Raw genomic sequence first — 18,470 nt, forward strand, 5'->3', positions numbered from 1 at the left:
CTGCCGCCTGCACCGCCTCTATTCGCCCGCCGCGAGCCGTGCCCACCCGCCGGGAGCCATGCCCACCCGCCGGGAGCCATGCCCCGCCGGGGCGGTGCCCGTCCGATGCCTGACGCGATCCGCGCGCCGGGTCAGGTGCCCAGGAGGATGTCGAGGAGGCGGATCGCCCCGGCCTTGTCGAGCGGCTCGTTGCCGTTGCCGCACTTGGGGGACTGGATGCAGGACGGGCAGCCGCGTTCGCATTCGCATGAGGCGATCGCCTCCCGCGTCGCCGTCAGCCAGTCGGACGCCCGGGCGTACCCGCGCTCGGCGAAGCCCGCGCCTCCGTCGTGGCCGTCGTAGACGAAGACCGTGAGCAGGCCCGTGTCGGGGTGGAGCTCCGTGGACACGCCGCCGATGTCCCAGCGGTCGCAGGTCGCGAACAGGGGCAGCAGGCCGATCGAGGCGTGCTCGGCCGCGTGCGCCGCCCCGCCGAGATCCACCGCGTGTCCGGGCTCGATGAGACCGGCGAGCGCGGGCGTGGGCAGGGTCCACCAGACCGCGCGGGTGCAGAGCGTGCGCGGCGGCAGGTCGAGCGGCTCCTCGCCGAGGACCTCCCCGGTCTGCGTACGCCGCTTGAGGTACGAGACGACCTGACGGGTGACCTCCACCGAGCCGAAGTGCAGAGTGCCGGGCCCGAAGGGCCGTGAGCGCAGCGACTCCATGACTCGGATGTCGGTGACGTCCCGTGCGAAGGTCGCGTAGTCCGGTTCGGCGGCGGTGACCAGGGCGACCCCCGCGTCCAGATCGAGCGCGTCGACCACGAACGTCTCGCTCTGATGCAGGTAGACGGCTCCGGGGTGGACCATGGAGTGCGCCGACGGCTCGTCGACCGTGCCCAGCAGGCGGCCGGTGGACGCCTCCACGACCTGCACCGGGGCGCCGCCCGAGCCGCGGATGTCCGCCAGATCGGCCGCGTGCTCCCGGCTCGTCCAGAACCACCCCGTGGGGCGCCTGCGCAGCAGTCCCTGGCTCACGAGGTCGTCGAGCACGCCCCGCGCCGCCGGGCCGAAGATCTCCAGGTCGTCCTCGGTCAGCGGGATCTCCGCGGCGGCCGCGCACAGATGGGGTGCCAGCACGTACGGATTGTCGGGATCGAGGACGATGGCCTCCACCGGCCGTCCGAACACCGCCTCCGGGTGATGGACGATGTAGGTGTCCAGCGGGTCGTCGCGGGCGATCAGCACGGCCAGCGCGTCCTGGCCCGCGCGGCCGGCCCGGCCCGCCTGCTGCCATAAGGAGGCGCGGGTGCCGGGCCACCCGGCGATGAGGACCGCGTCGAGCCCCGAGACGTCGACGCCGAGTTCGAGCGCGTTGGTGGTGGCCAGGGCGGTCAGTTCGCCCGAGCGCAGGGCCTTTTCGAGCACTCGCCGGTCGTCGGCCAGATAGCCCGCCCGATATGCCGCCACCCGGTCGGCCAGCCGCCCCTCTCTGCGATCTGTCCGGCGTCCCACGCCGGTCTCGGCCGCCTCTCCGGTCTCGGCGGCCACCGCGGAGGACCGTCCCGGCCCGCCGACCTCGTCGAAGGCCTCGCCCGAAGCGCCGCCGAAGGCGCCCCCCACAGCGCCCCCGGCAGCGTCACCGAAAGTCCCGCCGTCGCCCGCGCCCTCGACGTCCTCCCCGTACGGCGCGGGCCCGGCGTCGAGGAGGGCCTCGACCTCCTCCAGCGTGCGGCGGGCGGTGAGGGCCACGGTCTCCGCGGCGCGGCGGGAGCGGACGAACGCGAGAGTGCGCACGTCCTCGATCACGAGGTCCGCCAGGAGGTCGGCCGCCTCGGCCGTGGCCGTACGGCGGACCGGGGCCCCGCTCTCCCCGCGTAAATCGGTCAGAGGCGGCTCCCACAGGGCGAAGGTGGTCGAACCCCGGGGGGAGGCGTCCGTGGTCACCTCGGCCATCTCAAGGCCGGTCAGGCGCACTCCCGCGGCGGCGGGGTCGCTCGCGGTGGCCGACGCCAGCAGGAACACCGGGGAGGAGCCGTACCTGGCGGCGACCCGGCGCAGCCGGCGCAGGATCTGGGCGACGTGGGAGCCGAACACCCCCCGGTAGCCGTGGCACTCGTCCACGACCACGAGGCGCAGCCGCCGCCAGAAGGACGACCAGGACGAGTGCCGGGGCAGAATCGACCTGTGCAGCATGTCCGGGTTGGTCAGCACGTAGTTGGCGTTCTGGCGGACCCACCGGCGTTCCTCGGGCGGCGTGTCGCCGTCGTACGTCGCGGCGCGCACCTGCGTCAGCCGCAGCTTCCGCAGGGCCCTGAGCTGGTCGGCGGCGAGCGCCTTGGTCGGGGTGAGATACAGCACGGTGCCGCCGGAGAAGATCTCCGTGACGGCCGGGACCAGGTAGGCCAGGGACTTTCCGGACGCGGTCCCTGTGGCAATGATCACGTTTTGGCCACGTTTAACCAGCTCGGCGGCCTTAAGCTGGTGTTCCCACAAGCCGGAGACTCCCTGCAGACGCAGTCGGGAGACCAGCAGATCAGGGGCCCATTCAGGCCATCTTGCCTCACCTGCCTGACGTGCTGGAACATGCTCCACATGAGTCACGCGCCCCCGGCGTGCGGGAACCGCGAGCAGGCGGGTGAGAAGGTCGCCTGTTCGGGCAGAGGACGAAGAAGTCGGAGTCACTGGTTTCCAGTTTGGCATCTGCGGGGAGAGTCGCCCGGAGTCGTGATTTCGTATAGACACGGAGTCGTAGCGTGGTTGAATGCCGCGCATCGGGTCGTGCCTCTGGACTACCAGGATGCATGACCTGTATCGAGACCTACGCAAGTAAGGCGCTGGAGGATCTGTGGATCTGAAGTTGGACCACCATTCCGAGGACAATCTCACCATCGTCGATGTCGAGGGTGAGATCGACGTCTACACCGCGCCCAGACTGCGTGAGCTGCTGATCGACCTGGTCAACAAGGGCAACTTCCACCTGCTCGTGAACATGGAGAAGGTGGACTTCCTCGACTCCACGGGCCTTGGCGTGCTGGTCGGCGGCCTCAAGCGGGTGCGGGCGCACGACGGTTCCCTGGAGCTCGTCTGCACGCAGGAGCGCATCCTGAAGATCTTCCGCATCACCGGCTTGACGAAGGTCTTCGGGATCTACGCCTCGGTCGAGGAGGCCAAGGAAGCCCACGGCCGGGACAAGTGACGGCCGGGGACTCAGCAACATGGCCACCGTCGAGCTGACGTTCAGCGCTCTGCCCGCCCACGTGCGTACGGCCCGGCTGGTCGCCACGGCCATCGCCCGGCGTACGGGAGTGGCGGAGGCGATCCTGGACGAGGTGCGGCTCGCCGTCGGAGAGGCGTGCTCGCGGGCTGTGGAGGCGCACCGCCTCCACTGCCCGGGGGAGCCGGTACGCATCGAGTTACGCGATGACGCGGGGCGTTTCGAGGTGACGGTCACCGACGCCGCCCCGAGCGAGGACGTGACGCCCCAGGTGCTGGAGGCGAACGGCAGCCTCATGCCCGAGATCGACAATCTGGGCATCGCGGTCATCGCGGGGCTGGCCGACGACGTCGAGGTGCTCCCCGGACCGAAGGGCATGCGGATCCGCATGAGCTGGCCCGCGTCTCCCAACGGCGTCGCCGCCCTCTGACCTTCGAGCGCCTCCGAGACCCTTCGAGAGCCTCTGAGAGCCTTCGAGGCAAGACCTTCGAGCAGATCGAGTGTCGCCCCCGGCGTGGCACTCGATCTTTTGCTATGTCCGCCCCAATTTCGGGCTGCCCAAAACTAGGGACAAGGCAGTACCGTAACCAGGGCGACCATCACCGCCACGCCCCTGACTCCGCTGGTCAAAGCACCTTCATAGCGGTGCAAATGTTCGTCCATTACTGGACGCCGCTTCGATTACGAGGCGCGAGGGCCTTCATATCCGTGGCGTCGCTGCGTAGACTCCCGGCACCGGCCAAGGTATTGCGGATGCAACCGGAAGCGGCACTTGCCAACCCGCCCGGAAGCGCCGCACGGCCAGTGGGTTCGTCCAGCGTCGTCCGGGCAGGGAGACCGAAACCCCGTCTGGCCGAGGAGGACGGATGTCTGCCTTGCACGCCGCTGGCGAAGGCGCAGCGGTAGCTCTGAACGGTTCCCATCTCACTCTTGTCATAGTCGTCGCCGTCGTGGCTCTGCTCGCTCTGGCCGTCGCGGGCGGCCTGGTGCGCGAGGTGCTCGCCGCCGGGCAGGGCACCGAGCGAATGCAGAACATCGCGCGTGCCGTGCAGCAGGGCGCCGCCGCGTATCTCGCGCGGCAGTTCCGGACGCTTGCGATATTCGTCGTCATCATTCCGTTCCTGCTTCTGTTGCTCCCGGCCGGCTCGACCGGCGAGCGAATCGGCCGGTCCGTCTTCTTCGTCGTCGGCGCGGTGTTCTCCGCACTGACCGGTTTCATCGGCATGTGGCTCGCCGTACGCGGAAACGTCCGCGTCGCGTCCGCCGCCCGTGAGTCGGGTGAGAGGACCGCGATGCGCATCGCGTTCCGCACGGGCGGTGTCGCCGGCATGTTCACGGTCGGCCTGGGCCTGCTGGGCGCCGCGATCGTCGTGCTGGTCTACAAGGGCGACGCGCCGAACGTCCTCGAGGGGTTCGGCTTCGGCGCCGCGCTGCTCGCGATGTTCATGCGTGTCGGCGGTGGCATCTTCACCAAGGCCGCCGACGTCGGCGCCGACCTGGTCGGCAAGGTCGAGCAGGGCATCCCGGAGGACGACCCGCGCAACGCCGCCACCATCGCCGACAACGTGGGTGACAACGTCGGTGACTGCGCCGGCATGGCCGCCGACCTGTTCGAGTCGTACGCCGTCACCCTGGTCGCGAGCCTGATCCTGGGCAAGGCGGCCTTCGGCACCGAGGGCCTGGTCTTCCCGCTGATCGTCCCCATGATCGGCGTGATCACCGCCGTCATCGGCATCTTCACCACCTCGCCGCGCGGGCGGGACCGTTCCGGCATGGCCGCCATCAACCGCGGCTTCTTCATCTCCGCCGCCATCTCGGCCGTGCTGGTGGCCGTCGCGGCGTTCGCGTACCTCCCGTCGAGCTTCGCCGAACTGTCCGGCGCCTCCGCGGACGTCGCCGCGCTCACCGCAGACCCGCGCCTGATCGCCATCGGCGCGGTGCTCGTGGGCCTGGTCCTGGCCAGCGCCATCCAGATCCTCACCGGTTACTTCACCGAGACCAACCGGCGCCCGGTGCGGGAGATCGGCGAGAGCTCGCTCACCGGCCCCGCCACCGTCATCCTGTCCGGCATCTCGGTCGGCCTGGAGTCCGCGGTCTACTCGGCGCTGCTGATCGGCGGCGCGGTCTACGGCGCGTTCCTGCTCGGCTTCGGCAACGTGACCGTGGCGCTGTTCGCCGTGGCCCTCGCCGGCACCGGCCTGCTGACCACGGTCGGCGTGATCGTGTCGATGGACACCTTCGGCCCGGTCTCCGACAACGCCCAGGGCATCGCCGAGATGTCGGGCGACGTCGAGGGCGAGGGCGCCCGCGTCCTCACCTCCCTGGACGCGGTCGGCAACACCACCAAGGCCATCACCAAGGGCATCGCGATCGCGACCGCCGTGCTCGCGGCGACCGCGCTGTTCGGCTCGTTCCGCACCGCGGTCGAGGGCGAGCTGGCCAAGGCGACGCAGGGCGTGAAGAACGCCCTGGGCTCGTTCGCCAACTTCAGCCTCTCGGTGGACGCACCCAACGCCCTGGTGGGCCTCGTCGTCGGCGCGGCCGTGGTGTTCCTGTTCTCCGGCCTCGCGATCAGCGCCGTCGGCCGCGCCGCCGGCCGGGTCGTGTACGAGGTGCGCGAGCAGTTCCGCACCAAGCCGGGGATCATGGACGGCAGCGAGCTGCCGGACTACGGCCGCGTGGTGGACATCTGCACCCGTGACTCGCTACGCGAGCTCGCGACCCCCGGCCTGCTCGCCGTGCTGACCCCGATCGCGGTCGGCTTCGCGCTCGGGTACGCGCCGCTCGGCGCCTACCTGGCCGGCGCCATCGCGGCCGGAACGCTGATGGCCGTGTTCCTCGCCAACTCCGGTGGCGCCTGGGACAACGCCAAGAAGCTGGTCGAGGACGGCCACCACGGCGGCAAGGGCTCGGAGGCGCACGCCGCCACCGTGATCGGCGACACCGTCGGCGACCCGTTCAAGGACACCGCCGGCCCGGCCATCAACCCGCTGATCAAGGTGATGAACCTGGTCGCGCTGCTGATCGCCCCGGCCGTCGTCGCGTACGCCGACAACGTCGCGGTCCGCGTCACCGCGACGGTCGTCGCGGTGGCGGTCGTCGTCGGCGCCGTGGTCGTCTCCAAGCGCCGCGCCACGGGCATCGCCCCGTCCGGCGAGGCCGACGAGGCGTCCCGCACCACGGAGCCCGTCGCCCACTGAGAACGCACCCGTCCTGAAGGTCCCCTGCTCCTGGAGCGGGGGACCTTCTCCATACACTGAGCACTTATGGACAAGCCGAACGGGGGCAGGACGCTGGCGATGATCCTGCTGACCATGGCGGTGATGATCGCCGTGATCGTGGGCCTCGCCATCTGGGCCATGCCATGAGCGCCCGGACGCTCGTCGTGGTCAGGCACGCCAAAGCCGGCCACGCGCCCGGCCTCCCGGACAGCGAACGTCCGCTCACCCCCGGTGGTGAGCGGGACGCCCGGGCGGCGGGGGAGGAGATCCGGCGATTCGCCCCCGGACTTGTCCTGTGCTCGCCGTCGGTCCGCACCCGCAGCACCGCCGAGCTGCTCGGCCTCGACGCCCCCGTCGAGATCGAACGCGACATCTACGAGGCGTACCCCGACGACCTGCTCGGCGTGCTGCGCCGTACGGACGGGGAGATCGCGTCGGTGGTGCTCGTCGGCCACAATCCGGGCGTGCACGAGCTCGTCGCCGCCCTGACGGACGCCAGGATCGACGGCTTCCCGCCCGGCGCGTACGCGGTGATCGAGCTGGACGTGCCGTGGGAGGACGCCGCCCCCGGCACCGGACGGCTGGTCCATCTGAGCCACCCCTGATTGCGGCCCGGCGAGGCGGGTAATAAGTAGCGCCTGCCGCTCAGGAACGTCGTGCTCGCCAGGGCGCCGAGGCTGGAGGATCCACGCCTCGCGCTCGGCTTCGGCCTGGCCGGAGCCGCCTGCCTGGTGATCCCGCTGCTCACGGGCCTGCTCACCGGTCATCCGGCGGGCGGCGCGACGGTCGGCCTCGGCGCGTGGCTGGTCGCGGCGCGGGCCATCGCGAACCCCGCGGGCGTGCGCACGCCGTATCTGCTCGGCGTCGTGCTGTCGGTCGGCGTGGGGACGTCGCTGGGGATCCTGCTGTCGGGCAGCAGTTGGCTCATGGTCCTGATCGCCTCGGCCTTGGCCGGGCTCGGCGGCCTGGTGCGCCCGATCGGCGTCACCCCGGCGCTCACGCTGCTGCTGACCGCCGCCAACCCGCTGCCGCTCGACCCCCTGCCGCACACGGGCCTGCAACTGCTCGGCGGTCTGCTGGCGGCCGTCCTGCTCACCCTGCCCTGGCCGTGGCGGCGCACCCGCCCGGTCGTCACGATGCTGGGCGAGACGGCCGACACCCTGGCCGGGCTGGTCGAGGCCGTGGCCGACCCCGCGGTGGGCCAGGACGAATGGGACGAGCGCCGCAGGAAGGCCGCCGACGCCATCGCCGAGGTCCGCACGGCCCGGGCCCGCCGCCTGCGGTGGGAGCGGTCGCGGGCGGCCGAGGACGTCGCGGTCGCGTTGCGCCGGGTGTTCCACGAGATCGTGGCGTTGCGCGGGCTGTGCGACACGCTGGCCAGGCGTGCGCCCGGCGCGGCGGACGAGGCGAAGCTCGGCGACCTCGTGGACTCGCTGTCCGCGTCGCTGCGGGCCTATCTGGCCGAGTGCCCGCCCGAGCACCTGCCGGTCGTGGACTTCGGCGATCGGGTCGACCGGCTGCGCGACCGGGTCGCGGGCGGCGAGCGCGAGATGGTCGTGCTCGTCCTCCTCCGGCAGATCGCCCACAGCGCCGGGCGGATCCGGGAGGCGCTCGACGGCTCCGCCGAGGCGGCCCGCCGCCTGTGCGCGCCCGGCCTCGATCTGGCCACGCTGGCGGTCCCCCCGCCGCTCGCCTTCGACGACCCGCGCGTGCGGCACGCCCTGCGGGTCGTGCTCGGCACCGCCTTCGCCTCGATCGTCATCGTGCTGTTCAAGCCCGCGTTCCCGCACTGGCTGGTGATCGCGGTGCTGGTCACCATCCAGCCGACGTACGGGGAGACGCGGGCCAAAGTGTGGGCGCGGGTGGGCGGCAGCACGGCAGGTGGGCTGGTCTCGGCCGCCATCCTGCACATCACGCCGGGTCACTGGCTGCTCGTCGCGCTGATCGGGGTGTCGGCCGCGCTGGCGTTCGGCCTGGCCCCGACGCACCAGGCCTACTGGGCGACGTTCATGACGATGTGCGTGCTGCTGCTGCTCGACTTCCAGGTGCCGCAGACCGCGCGGATCGCCGAGTCGCGGGTCGTGCTGACCGTCGTCGGCGGCGTCATCGCCATCGCGTGCGCGCGGCTGCTGTGGCCGCGGGGGGAGACCGAACGGCTGGCCGAACGGGTCGGCCGGATGCTCGACTCGCACGCGGCGGTCGCCCGGACGCTCGCGCAGCTGGCCAGGGGTAAGGCGGGCGCCGAGCGGGCCGACGAGCGGATCAGGAAGGCCGCGGTGGACGCCGAGATGGTCGTGGGGGCGCTCGGCTACATCGCCAAGGAGCCCGGCGGCACGGCCCCCGACGCCGTCGAGGTGGCCCTGGAGGCCGCCCAGCGGGTCCGCGACGACCTGCTGACGCTGATCTCGGTGCTGCGCGACGAGCCGACCGGCGCCGGGCCGGTCCCCGACGTCCTGGAGGCCGTGGCCGGCCATCTGCGGGCCGCCGCGCAGGCCGTGCGGGGGCGGGAGCCGTACGAGCCGACGGCGGAGGCGAGCCGGGGGCTCGCGGACGACGCCGTGTGGGTCGGCGCCCAGGCCGAGCGCCGGCTCACCGAACTGGAGGCGGACGCGACCGAGCCGGGCTCGGGGCGGGCGCTGCTGCGCACCGCCGCCGTCGACCAGGCGCTGCGCTCGCTGGACGCCGACGCCGTACGGCTGTGCGCGGCGGCGGCCGGCGCCTTCGCGAACAGGCCCTGAGGTCTCAGGCCATGGCGGGCGGCATGCCGTCCTCGGCGTCGGCCGCCTCGACCTCCTCACGGGAGATGCCGAGCAGGTAGAGGATCGAGTCGAGGTACGGCACGTTGACCGCGGTGTCGGCGGCCTGCCGCACGATGGGCTTGGCGTTGAACGCGATGCCGAGCCCGGCGACGGCGAACATGTCGAGGTCGTTCGCGCCGTCGCCGATCGCGACGGTCTGGCTCAGCGGGATGCCCGACTCGGCTGCGAAGCGCTCCAGCGCGCGGGCCTTGCCCGGCCGGTCCACGATCTCGCCCACGACCCGGCCGGTGAGCCGGCCGTCCACGACCTCAAGGGTGTTGGCGGCCGAGTAGTCGATGCCGAGGTCGGCCACGAGGGAGTCGGTGATCTGGGTGAAGCCGCCGCTGACGATGGCGAAGCGGTAGTCGAGCCGCTTGAGGGTCCGCACCAGCGTGCGCGCGCCGGGGGTGAGGACGACCTCCTTGACGACCTTCTCGAAGACCTCCTCCGACAGCCCTTCGAGCAGCGCGACCCGCCTGACCAGCGACTCGGCGAAGTCGAGCTCGCCGCGCATGGCCTCGTCGGTGACCCGGGCGACCTCGTCCAGGCAGCCGGCGTGCCGGGCCAGCAGCTCGATGACCTCGTTCTGGATCAGCGTCGAGTCGACGTCCATCACGATGAGGCGCTTGGCGCGGCGGTACAGGCCGCTGCGCTGCACGGCCACGTCCACCTGCTGCGCCGCCGCCTCCGCGGCCAGTTCCGCGCGCATCGCCTGGGGGTCGGCGCCGGACACGGCGAGCTCGATGCACGTCACCGGGTAGCTCGACAGCCGTTCGATCCTGTCGATGTTGGCGCCGCTCGCCGCGATCCGGCCGGCGATCCCGGCCATGGCGGCGGGCAGCAGCGGCGCGCCCAGGACGGTGACGTGCAGCCGTCCGCGCCGTCGTTTCTCCTTGGAGGTCGTGCCGGTGGCGATCTCCAGGTCCATGTCGAGGTCGGCGGCGACCTGCTCGACGGCCGTCCACAGGCCGCCGATCGTTCCTCCGGTGCCGGTGGGCGGCCCCCCGGCGTAGGCGACGAGCACGCCCAGGGTGAGGCGGCCTCGGATGACGACCTGCTCCACGTCGGCCACGACGACCGGGAACCCGGCCAGTACGGAGAACAGCCGCGAGGTGACGCCCGGGCGATCCGGACCGGTCAGCGTGATCAGGAGCGTGCGCTGGTTCACGTTGTTTGAGGTTACTGCGCGGCTTGTCATGAGCGCGCACGAGGTTCACGATGCGGACGCCTTCATGCCCCCGCCCTGAGGTTCCGCTGTCATTTCCGCATGTCGTCATGGTGGCGGGCCGCGAATCAGGCCAGGCCGGGACGCTCTGCGCCGTCCGCCTCATCGTGGCCGGCACCCCCCGCCGAGGAAGGACGCGACGCGCATGACGATCTCCCTGCAGTCTGGACAATCCCTTGGCTCCGGCCGGTACACCGTCGGGCTCGCCGAGAGCGCCGCCGACCTGCGTGCCGCCCAGCGCCTGCGGTACGAGGTGTTCGCGGGGGAGATGGGCGCCCGGCTCGACTCCCCGCTGAGCGGGCTCGACGTCGAACCGCTCGACGCGTACTGCGACCACCTCCTCGTCCGCGAGGGTGACACGGTGGTCGGCACCTACCGCCTGCTGCCGCCCCGCCGTTCCGACCGCCTCTACTCCGACTCCGAGTTCGACCTCGGCGCGCTGAAGGGCCTGCGCGGCGACCTGGTCGAGGCCGGGCGCACGTGTGTGCACCCCGATCACCGCGGCGGCGCGGTCGTCGCCCTGATGTGGGCCGGGATCGCGCACTACATGACCAGCCGCGGGCACTCCTGGCTGGCGGGCTGCTGCTCGGTGCCCCTGGACGACGGCGGCGCGGTCGCCGCCGGTGTCGTCGACCGGGTCCAGTTGGGACCCGAGGAGTATCGCGTCACGCCGCACACGCCCTGGCGCGACGCCGGGATCCCCCGCCCCGACCGGTTCGTGCTGCCGCCGCTGCTGCGCGGTTACCTGCGTCTCGGCGCGTGGATCTGCGGCGCTCCCGCGTACGATCCGGACTTCGGCACGGCGGACTTCTTCGTGCTGCTCTCCGTGGCCGACGCCGACCCCCGCTACCTGCGGCACTTCCTGGGAGGGACGCGGTGAGCGCCGTCGCGCACCTGCCGGTGGCCTCCTCCGCCTGGCTGCCGGTGTCCCCCTGCGCGCCGGATGTCTGCCTGCGTCCGCAGGCGCGTACGGCCGGCCTCCTCCGCCGGGCCGCCCGCCTGGCGGGCGCGGCCGCCGTGCTGCTCGCCGGTCTGCCGATCGCGCTCGCGCTGGGCCGTACGGCACGGCGCGGGGCGGTCACGAGGCGCTGGTCGCGTCTGCTGCTGCGGGCACTCGGCGTCAGGATCGTGACGCGCCGCGGGTTCTCCTGCATCGGGGGCTCGGCGCGGGCGCGAGCCGTGCCGGGGGAGGACGGGCCCGCCCTGCTCGTCGGCAACCACGTCTCCTGGCTCGACCCCCTGGTCATCACGGCGACCTTCGCCTGCCGCCCGCTGGCCAAGGCGGAGGTGGGGAGGTGGCCGATCGTCGGCACGCTCGCCGCCGGGGGCGGGGCGCTGTTCATCGACAGGGACAGGCTGTCCGCCCTGCCCGGGGTCGTCGCGGACATGACCGCCGCGTTGCGGCGCGGCGAGAGCGTGGCCGCGTTCCCCGAGGGCACGACGTGGTGCGGACGCGAGATGGGGCGTTTCCGGCCCGCGGTCTTCCAGGCGGCGCTCGACGCGGGGGTGCCCGTGCGGCCGGTGGCGCTGCGTTTCCTGGAGGGCGACGGGGAGCGGGCCGCCCTTTCCACCCGGCCGTCGTACGTCGGGGACGACACGCTGCTGGCGTCGATTCTGCGGATCGTCGCGACCAGGGACCTGGTCGCGGAGGTGACGGTCTTCCCCGCCGTACGGCTGGACCGCCCGGTCGCGTACGGCGGGCGCGCCCACCGGGGGGAGGCGCGGGCGGCGCTGGCGCGGATCGCCGAGGCTCAGGTCAGAACGGGTCTCGTGGAGCCCGAGGAGCAGGCCGTGGCGGCCTGACAGGGGCTGCCCCACGATCGCCGGCGCCTGCCCGGGAGGCCGGGCGGGCGCCGTGGGTTGCATCGGAAGGAACTCAGCGGGTGATCGTGCTCTTCGACTTCGCCCAGCTGATGCTGTCGCCGAAGTCGCTGAGCAGTTCCTTCGGGTCGGTGTTTCGCGCCCCGTTGACGACCGCGCCGCCGAAGTAGCCATAGAGCTTGCCGCGGGCGGACCCGCTCAGCTGGGCCTTCGCCCAGAACGTGTAGCTCCCGCCCTTCTTGAGACCGGGCAGCACGCACAGCGCGCGGGTCCGCTCCCGCGTGCACTGCTCGTGGTAGTGGGTGCCGCGCGGGACGTAGATCCGGGTCTTGGTGACGTTCTTGGGGAACTTGACCGCCAGGAAGATGTCCTCGGTCCTGGTCCTGAGCCTGTTGCTGAGCTTGACTCTGAACGTGATCACGCGCCCGGCGCGGACGCTGTAGGGGTAACTGATCGCGATGCGGACGGGCGCCGGGGCCGCCGTGGTCGCCGCGGACGCCGCGACCGCCGTGGACGAGGCGGACGCGGCCGACGATGCGGCGGAGGCGGGCGCGCCGGACGCGACCAGCGCGCCCGCGGCCAGTGGCACGGCCAGCAGCGCGATCGGCTTGCCGATGAGGGTACGCATGCGGTCAGCCTTGACGATCGAGATCACGGTTCGATCACGTATCAGAGGATGAGATGGCTGTCGCCGAACTCGTGCCAGAGATAGCCCTCCTCGATCGCCGCCTCGTACGAGCGGGCCAGCACGCCGGTCCCGGTGATCGCCGACAGCATCATCAGGTGGCTGGAGCGGGGCTCGTGCAGGCCCGTGACGAGGCCGTCCACCGCTCGCACGCCTCCCGCCGGCGTGACGACGTGTGAGGTCCAGCCTGACGCCGCCCGCACCGTGCCCGGGGCGGAGGTGTCGAGGGCGGCGGTCTCCAGAGCCCGTACGACGGTCGTGCCGACGGCGATCACCCGGCCCCCGTGCTCGCGGGTGATGTTCACCAGCCGTGCCGTCCGCGGGGAGACCGAGAACCACTCGGGGTAGGGCGGTTCGTCCTTCTCCGGAGACGCGACCCCGGTGTGCAGCGTGATCGGTGCGACGCCGATCCCCCGGGCGACCAGGGCGGTGACGAGTTCCGGTGTGAACGGCCGACCGGCGCTGGGCATCTCCGCGCTGCCCGGCTCGACCCCGAAGACCGTCTGGTAGTCGGCGAGCGGCCAGTCGCGCCCCACGTAGCCGTAGCGGATGGGCACGCCGTGCGCGGCGAGGTAGGAGAGCACGTCGCGGTCCAGGTGGGCACGCCACAGGCGCGGCGTCTCCTGCGCCAGCAGGCGCAGCGTGGCCCCTCCCGGCAACGGCAGCCACTCGCCGGGCGCGGCGCCGGAGTAGGGCTCCGTCGCCGTCGCCGTACGGCGGCGCAGTTCGACCAGCCACTCGCCGGACGCGAGGCGGCCGGAGAAGTGGACGGCCAGCCGGTCGAGCCGCACCGCCGCGGGCAGGGTGGCGGAGTTGTTGACCACCAGCAGGTCGCCGGGGGACAGCAGCGACGGCAGGTCGGCGAAGACGTGGTGGGTGACCTCGCCGGTGTCGCGGCGGGACACCAGCAGCCTGACCTCGTCGCGGCGCAGCCCGCGCGCCTCCGGCGGTTCGTGCGCCTCGAGCGGCGCCGTCAGCGCGAACTCGAACGACCCTGCCGCCCCGTACGGCCGGATCGCCGAATCGGGGGTGCTCATTCCAGTTCCCCTCTCGTGAAGCGGCCGGGGGCGGGGTGGGCGCCCACGAGGCGCAGCAGCGCCGGGGCGACGCTCTCGGGCGGCGGCGCGGCCCCGGCCTCCTCGGGGCCGACGGCGTCCGCGAGCATGCGGGTGCGCATCTCGCCCGGGTCCACCCACCAGACGGCCACGTCGGGCTCCTCGGCCGCGAGAACGTTCGACACCTGGTCGAGGGCGGCCTTGGTCGCGCCGTAGCCGCCCCAGCCCTCGTACGCCTCGACGGCCGCGTCGGAGGAGATGTTGAGGATCGCGCCCCGCCGCTTGCGCAGCGCGGGCAGCGTCGCCTGGACCAGCGCGAGCGGCGCGATCACGTTCGTCTCGAACAGCGCGCGCAGCGCGTCCAGCGGATAGTCGGCGAGCCGGGGCAGCGGGGCGGGACCGAGCCCGCTCGCGTTGTTGACGAGGAGGTCCAGTTCGGGCACGGACTCGGCGAGCCTGGCCACGTGCGCGGGATCGGCGACGTCTCCGGGGATGGCCCGGGCGCCGAGGTCGAAGGCGGCCGACATGAGGTCCTCCTCGCCGCGCGCGGTGAGGAGGAGCGACCAGCCGTCGGCGGCGAGCGCCTTGGCGAGAGCGAGTCCCAGCCCTCGCGACGCTCCGGTGATGAGTGCCTGCTTCATGCGCTTCACGCTAGGAATCGGCACGTCAGGGACACATCGGACCGAGGTCCTGCCGTCGCTCGGCAGTTGGGTCTAGGTCCCCCGGCCGACGCGGGCCAGTTGGCGGTGCACCTAGTCTGTGTCCCGTGCCCGAGCCTGCCGACCCTGCTTCCGCGCCCGCGCGGGACCGCGACGCGGTGCTGCACGCGGTCAGCTCGGCCGTGCTGGCCGTCACCCGTCACCTGTCGGTCCGCGAGGTCCTCCAGGTCATCGTGCGGTCCGCGGCGCGGCTGCTCGACGCGAAATACGCCGCGCTCGGCGTGCCGGACGACGACGGCGCGTTCGCCGAGTTCGTGGCCGAGGGCATCTCCGACGAGCAGTGGGCGGCCATCGGGCCCACCCCGCGCCAGCACGGCATGCTGGGCGCGATGCTCCGCGAGGGGACGCCGGTGCGGCTGGCCGACATCCGCAGGGACCCCCGGTTCGAGTGGTGGCCGAAGGCCCATCCCATCCTCAAGGACTTCCTCGGTGTGCCGATCATGGACGGCGGCACGGTCCTCGGGATCATCTTCCTGTCCAACAAGCGGACGCCCGGCGGGTTCGACGAGGCCGACGAGGAGCTGCTGACGTTGTTCGCGGCGCACGCCGCCATCGCGATCACTAACGCCCGGCTGTACGAGCGGGGGCGCGAGCTCACGGTCGTCGAAGAACGCACCCGGATGGCCCGCGAGCTGCACGACGCCGTCAGCCAGAAGCTGTTCTCGCTGCGGCTGACCGCGCGGGCCGCCGCCGCGCTCGCCCGTACGGACCCCGAGCGGGCGGCCGAGGCGATCGAACGGGTCGAGCGGATGGCGGGAGAGGCGCTGACCGAGCTGCGCGCGGTGATCGTGGAGCTGCGGCCGGCCGAGCTGGACCGGCACGGCCTGGTGGAGAGCCTGCGCAAGCAGGTGGCCCTCCTCGACCGCCTGCACCCCATGACGGTCGCCTTCACCGCCGAGGGCGAGGCGCCCGGCGACCTCGACCTCGATCTGGCGCCCGAGATCGAGGTCGCCGTGCTGCGGGTCGCCCAGGAGGCCCTGCACAACGCCGTGCGGCACGCCAGGGCCGCCCGCATCGACGTACGGCTCGCGCATCGGGAGGCCGCGCTGGTGCTCGAGGTGACCGACGACGGCGCCGGATTCGATGAGGCGGGAGTGCACGGCTTGGGGCTGCCGTCGATGAGCGACCGGGCCCAGGCCGTGGGCGGCACGCTGACGGTCTCCTCCGCGCCCGGCCGCGGCACGACCGTACGACTGGAGGTGCCCGCGTGATCCGCGTGCTCATCGCCGACGACCATCCCGTCGTACGGCAGGGCCTGCGTACGTTCCTGGAGATCCAGGAGGACATCAGCGTCGTGGGGGAGGCGGCCGACGGCGCCGAGGCGGTCGAGATGACCGGCGCGCTCGCCCCCGACGTGCTGCTGCTCGACCTGAAGATGCCGGTGCTCGACGGCCTGGGCGCGCTCGCGGAGCTGTCAGGCCGGGACGTGCGGGTGATCGTCCTCACCTCGGTCAGCGACCGCGGCGACGTGGCCCCGGCCATGCGGGCGGGCGCGGCGGGCTTCCTCTACAAGGACGTGGACCCCGGCGCCCTCGTCCAGGCGATCCGGGCCGTGTACGGCGGGCAGGTTCTGCTCGCGCCGGAGGCAGCCGAGGCGATGCTGGCCGGCCCGGCGGACCGCGAGCACGACGGAGCGGGGTCCGCCCTGACCGATCGGGAACGCGAGGTGCTGCGGCTGCTCGCCGCCGGCCGTTCGAACCGCGAGATCGCCCGCGAGCTCGCGGTGGCGGAGAAGACCGTGAAGACCCACGTCTCCAACGTGCTCATGAAGCTCGGCGTGCAGGACCGCACCCAGGCCGCGCTCTACGCCGTACGCCACGGCCTGGCCTGAGCGCCCGCCGGCTCACGCCGCCAGCCGGGCGCCGCGTCGCCAGACGGCCCGGATGTTGAGGGTGTCGCCGATGGCCGTGGTGGGGTCGCCGTCGACCAGGAGGAGGTCGGCGCGCAGCCCCGGGGCGATGCGCCCGCGGTCGTCCAGCCCGAACCGCCGGGCGGTGGCGGCGGTCGCCGCGTGGAGCGCCGCGGACGGGGCGAGACCGGCGCGGACGAGGTATCCCAGTTCGTGGTGCACGCTCGCGCCGTGGGCCAGCCCGCCGAGGAACGGCACGGGAATGGAGGTGTCGGTGCCGACGAGGACGTCCACGCCGGCCTCGTGCAGGGCCGCGACGGACGCCAGCACGTCGTCGAGCCTGCCCTGCGGGTAGCGGTTGAAGCTGCCGCGCAGGGTCTTGTCCCATCGGCCGTCGAGACGGCTGCTCACCCGCGGGTCGTCGGCCAGCGCCTCGCCGGTCATCCCCATCAGCGAGGCGTTCAGGCACACGCACGCGACGACGAAGGCGCCGGAGTCGGCGATCACCCGGATGATCTCGGGGGTGTGCGGGCGGTCCATGAACAGGTGGGCGAGGCCGTCCACGCCCGCCTCGATCGCCATGCGGGTGGCGTCGACGGTGAGTGCGTGGGCGATGGCGAGCATCCCGTGCCGGTGGGCCTCTGCGACGCCGGCGTCCAGTGTCGCCTGGTCGAGCATGGGGAGGCCCGGGTGCCCCTCGACGGTCCCGTCGTCGACCATGAACTTGATGTAGTCCGAGCCGGAAGCCACGAGACGAGGAATCCACGCCACCGCCTCCTCGGGGGTGGTCACGTGCGGTTCCGGGCGAGGGCCGGCCTGCCACCGGTCATCCGGCGCGCCGCTCCCGATGAAGGGGCGGATGTCGAAGTCCTCGGGGACCAGTTCGCTGGGATGCCCGCCCGGCGCCGTGAGGCCGAAACCGGCGGAGCGGACGTCGGCGAGCGTGTCGTCCTCCTCGATGTGGGCGCGGCCGTGCCGGGTGTGCGCGCCCTGCATCTCGAGTTCCGTCGTCACACCGAACGTCAGAGCGAGCGCGAGGGAGTCCTCGCTGGTGTGGACGTGGGCGTCGATCAGGCCGGGGAGAAGGGTCGCCCCGGTGGCGTCGACGACCTCGGCGTCGGAGGGCATGTCCCCTCCCACGGCGAGGATCCGCCCTTCGCCGACGAGCACAGCGGCGGGGCCGATCGGCCTCTCGCCGTCGAACACGCGGGCGTTGACGATGGCTGTCTTCATGGTCCGTCCAGTCTGCCGAGCTGATGCATAGGCCCCTATGTAAACAGGTGCATAGGACGCTATGCAACGGGCGCGTACGGTGTCGGTAGCCTTTTGCCGGGCGGTGGACGGGCCACCCCACACGGACGCGCCGTCACGTGCCCATGGCGGACGGTCGGTCGAGCGGAAAGAGGCGCCGATGGAGGGCGAGGGGGAGCGGTGGGTCCCGGAGCGCTATGCGGCGTACTGGATCAACCACTCGTCGAGGAAGGTGATCCGCCTCCATGAGCTGCGGCTGCGTCCCCTCGGGTTGAGCATGGCCAACGCCGCGGTGCTTCTGACGCTGGCCGAAGGCGGCCCGATGTCGCAGAAGGACCTGACCCGGTTGGCGCGGGTCGAACAGCCGACGATGGCGGAGATGCTGTCGCGGATGGAGCGCGACGGCCTGGTGTGTCGGCAGCGCAATCCCCGTGACCGGCGGGGCAGCCTCTTCTCCGTCACCGACCTGGCGCGGAGCCGGCTCGACCTGGTGCGCGAGGCGCTGGTGCAGGGGGAGCGGGACGCGCTGTCCGGTCTCACCGCCGAGGAGACGGAGCAACTGATCCGGCTGCTCCGGCGCGTGGCCGGCAACGTGGACCAGGCCGCAGCCCCGCTCCAGTCACCCGAGAGAAAAGGGTAGTTCGCCTCGCG

General features: G+C 72.5%; 16 protein-coding genes. 10 read left to right on the plus strand and 6 right to left on the minus strand.

Annotated elements, in window-relative coordinates; genetic code table 11:
* Nucleotides 1–131: 131 nt before the first annotated feature.
* On the minus strand, nucleotides 132–2,681 hold the full coding sequence (locus Msi02_RS43435) for a DEAD/DEAH box helicase (protein WP_275414169.1): 2,550 nt from the start codon (nucleotides 2,679–2,681) through the stop codon (nucleotides 132–134).
* A gap of 145 nt (nucleotides 2,682–2,826) precedes the next feature.
* Here Msi02_RS43435 and Msi02_RS23845 point away from each other — a divergent pair, with 145 nt between their 5' ends.
* The 5 genes from Msi02_RS23845 to Msi02_RS23865 all read left to right on the plus strand — a co-directional run bounded on the left by Msi02_RS23845 (nucleotide 2,827) and on the right by Msi02_RS23865 (nucleotide 9,154).
* Nucleotides 2,827–3,177, plus strand: a complete 351-nt coding sequence (locus Msi02_RS23845) for an STAS domain-containing protein (RefSeq protein ID WP_030506779.1) — start codon at nucleotides 2,827–2,829, stop codon at nucleotides 3,175–3,177.
* A gap of 19 nt (nucleotides 3,178–3,196) precedes the next feature.
* Entirely contained in the window at nucleotides 3,197–3,625 is a 429-nt protein-coding gene (locus Msi02_RS23850) for an ATP-binding protein (RefSeq protein ID WP_079316414.1), read from the plus strand.
* A gap of 436 nt (nucleotides 3,626–4,061) precedes the next feature.
* Entirely contained in the window at nucleotides 4,062–6,395 is a 2,334-nt protein-coding gene (locus Msi02_RS23855) for a sodium-translocating pyrophosphatase (protein WP_204050343.1), read from the plus strand.
* Between the two features lie 164 nt (nucleotides 6,396–6,559).
* Nucleotides 6,560–7,021, plus strand: a complete 462-nt coding sequence (locus Msi02_RS23860) for a SixA phosphatase family protein (RefSeq protein WP_239108653.1) — start codon at nucleotides 6,560–6,562, stop codon at nucleotides 7,019–7,021.
* 51 nt (nucleotides 7,022–7,072) lie between these two features.
* Entirely contained in the window at nucleotides 7,073–9,154 is a 2,082-nt protein-coding gene (locus tag Msi02_RS23865; RefSeq protein ID WP_204050344.1) for an FUSC family protein, read from the plus strand.
* Nucleotides 9,155–9,158: 4 nt separating this feature from the next.
* Here Msi02_RS23865 and serB read toward each other — a convergent pair whose 3' ends face one another.
* The gene (gene serB / locus Msi02_RS23870; protein ID WP_239108654.1) at nucleotides 9,159–10,382 is read right to left on the minus strand and encodes a phosphoserine phosphatase SerB; all 1,224 of its coding nucleotides are present in this window, start codon (nucleotides 10,380–10,382) and stop codon (nucleotides 9,159–9,161) included.
* Nucleotides 10,383–10,584: 202 nt separating this feature from the next.
* Between serB and Msi02_RS23875 the strand changes: the two genes are divergently transcribed.
* Nucleotides 10,585–11,319 (plus strand): GNAT family N-acetyltransferase, encoded by a 735-nt coding sequence (locus tag Msi02_RS23875; RefSeq protein ID WP_204050346.1) that lies wholly within the window; start codon nucleotides 10,585–10,587, stop codon nucleotides 11,317–11,319.
* Entirely contained in the window at nucleotides 11,316–12,242 is a 927-nt protein-coding gene (locus Msi02_RS23880; protein ID WP_204050347.1) for a lysophospholipid acyltransferase family protein, read from the plus strand. Before Msi02_RS23875 ends, Msi02_RS23880 begins: the two co-directional genes overlap by 4 nt.
* Nucleotides 12,243–12,315: 73 nt before the next feature.
* On the opposite strand, the gene Msi02_RS23885 is transcribed toward Msi02_RS23880, so the two are convergent.
* The 3 genes from Msi02_RS23885 to Msi02_RS23895 are packed head-to-tail and all read right to left on the minus strand — an operon-like array spanning nucleotide 12,316 to nucleotide 14,641.
* Nucleotides 12,316–12,888 (minus strand): hypothetical protein, encoded by a 573-nt coding sequence (locus Msi02_RS23885; protein WP_204050348.1) that lies wholly within the window; start codon nucleotides 12,886–12,888, stop codon nucleotides 12,316–12,318.
* A 41-nt stretch (nucleotides 12,889–12,929) separates the two neighbouring features.
* Nucleotides 12,930–13,982, minus strand: coding sequence for an S-adenosylmethionine:tRNA ribosyltransferase-isomerase (locus Msi02_RS23890; protein ID WP_204050349.1), 1,053 nt, complete (start codon nucleotides 13,980–13,982; stop codon nucleotides 12,930–12,932).
* Nucleotides 13,979–14,641, minus strand: coding sequence for an SDR family NAD(P)-dependent oxidoreductase (locus tag Msi02_RS23895; RefSeq protein ID WP_204050350.1), 663 nt, complete (start codon nucleotides 14,639–14,641; stop codon nucleotides 13,979–13,981). Before Msi02_RS23895 ends, Msi02_RS23890 begins: the two co-directional genes overlap by 4 nt.
* A 125-nt stretch (nucleotides 14,642–14,766) precedes the next feature.
* Here Msi02_RS23895 and Msi02_RS23900 point away from each other — a divergent pair, with 125 nt between their 5' ends.
* Nucleotides 14,767–15,930: a GAF domain-containing sensor histidine kinase gene (locus tag Msi02_RS23900; protein WP_204050351.1), complete on the plus strand. Its 1,164-nt coding sequence runs from the start codon at nucleotides 14,767–14,769 to the stop codon at nucleotides 15,928–15,930.
* Nucleotides 15,927–16,550, plus strand: a complete 624-nt coding sequence (locus Msi02_RS23905) for a response regulator (RefSeq protein ID WP_204050352.1) — start codon at nucleotides 15,927–15,929, stop codon at nucleotides 16,548–16,550. Before Msi02_RS23900 ends, Msi02_RS23905 begins: the two co-directional genes overlap by 4 nt.
* Before the next feature lie 12 nt (nucleotides 16,551–16,562).
* On the opposite strand, the gene Msi02_RS23910 is transcribed toward Msi02_RS23905, so the two are convergent.
* Nucleotides 16,563–17,801 (minus strand): amidohydrolase family protein, encoded by a 1,239-nt coding sequence (locus Msi02_RS23910; RefSeq protein ID WP_204050353.1) that lies wholly within the window; start codon nucleotides 17,799–17,801, stop codon nucleotides 16,563–16,565.
* A 178-nt stretch (nucleotides 17,802–17,979) separates the two neighbouring features.
* Here Msi02_RS23910 and Msi02_RS23915 point away from each other — a divergent pair, with 178 nt between their 5' ends.
* Nucleotides 17,980–18,459: a MarR family winged helix-turn-helix transcriptional regulator gene (locus tag Msi02_RS23915; protein ID WP_204050354.1), complete on the plus strand. Its 480-nt coding sequence runs from the start codon at nucleotides 17,980–17,982 to the stop codon at nucleotides 18,457–18,459.
* Nucleotides 18,460–18,470: the final 11 nt, after the last annotated feature.

This window comes from Microbispora siamensis (genome assembly GCF_016863095.1).
Taxonomy (GTDB): domain Bacteria; phylum Actinomycetota; class Actinomycetes; order Streptosporangiales; family Streptosporangiaceae; genus Microbispora; species Microbispora siamensis.

What these genes read in the sequence shown, in the direction of transcription:
- Msi02_RS43435 (WP_275414169.1), bottom strand. Translation starts at nt 2,681, where the DNA reads ATGCCAAACTGGAAACCAGTGACTCCGACTTCTTCGTCCTCTGCCCGA.
- Msi02_RS23850 (WP_079316414.1), top strand. Translation starts at nt 3,197, where the DNA reads ATGGCCACCGTCGAGCTGACGTTCAGCGCTCTGCCCGCCCACGTGCGT.
- Msi02_RS23855 (WP_204050343.1), top strand. Translation starts at nt 4,062, where the DNA reads ATGTCTGCCTTGCACGCCGCTGGCGAAGGCGCAGCGGTAGCTCTGAAC.
- Msi02_RS23860 (WP_239108653.1), top strand. Translation starts at nt 6,560, where the DNA reads ATGAGCGCCCGGACGCTCGTCGTGGTCAGGCACGCCAAAGCCGGCCAC.
- Msi02_RS23875 (WP_204050346.1), top strand. Translation starts at nt 10,585, where the DNA reads ATGACGATCTCCCTGCAGTCTGGACAATCCCTTGGCTCCGGCCGGTAC.
- Msi02_RS23885 (WP_204050348.1), bottom strand. Translation starts at nt 12,888, where the DNA reads ATGCGTACCCTCATCGGCAAGCCGATCGCGCTGCTGGCCGTGCCACTG.
- Msi02_RS23890 (WP_204050349.1), bottom strand. Translation starts at nt 13,982, where the DNA reads ATGAGCACCCCCGATTCGGCGATCCGGCCGTACGGGGCGGCAGGGTCG.
- Msi02_RS23895 (WP_204050350.1), bottom strand. Translation starts at nt 14,641, where the DNA reads ATGAAGCAGGCACTCATCACCGGAGCGTCGCGAGGGCTGGGACTCGCT.
- Msi02_RS23910 (WP_204050353.1), bottom strand. Translation starts at nt 17,801, where the DNA reads ATGAAGACAGCCATCGTCAACGCCCGCGTGTTCGACGGCGAGAGGCCG.
- Msi02_RS23915 (WP_204050354.1), top strand. Translation starts at nt 17,980, where the DNA reads ATGGAGGGCGAGGGGGAGCGGTGGGTCCCGGAGCGCTATGCGGCGTAC.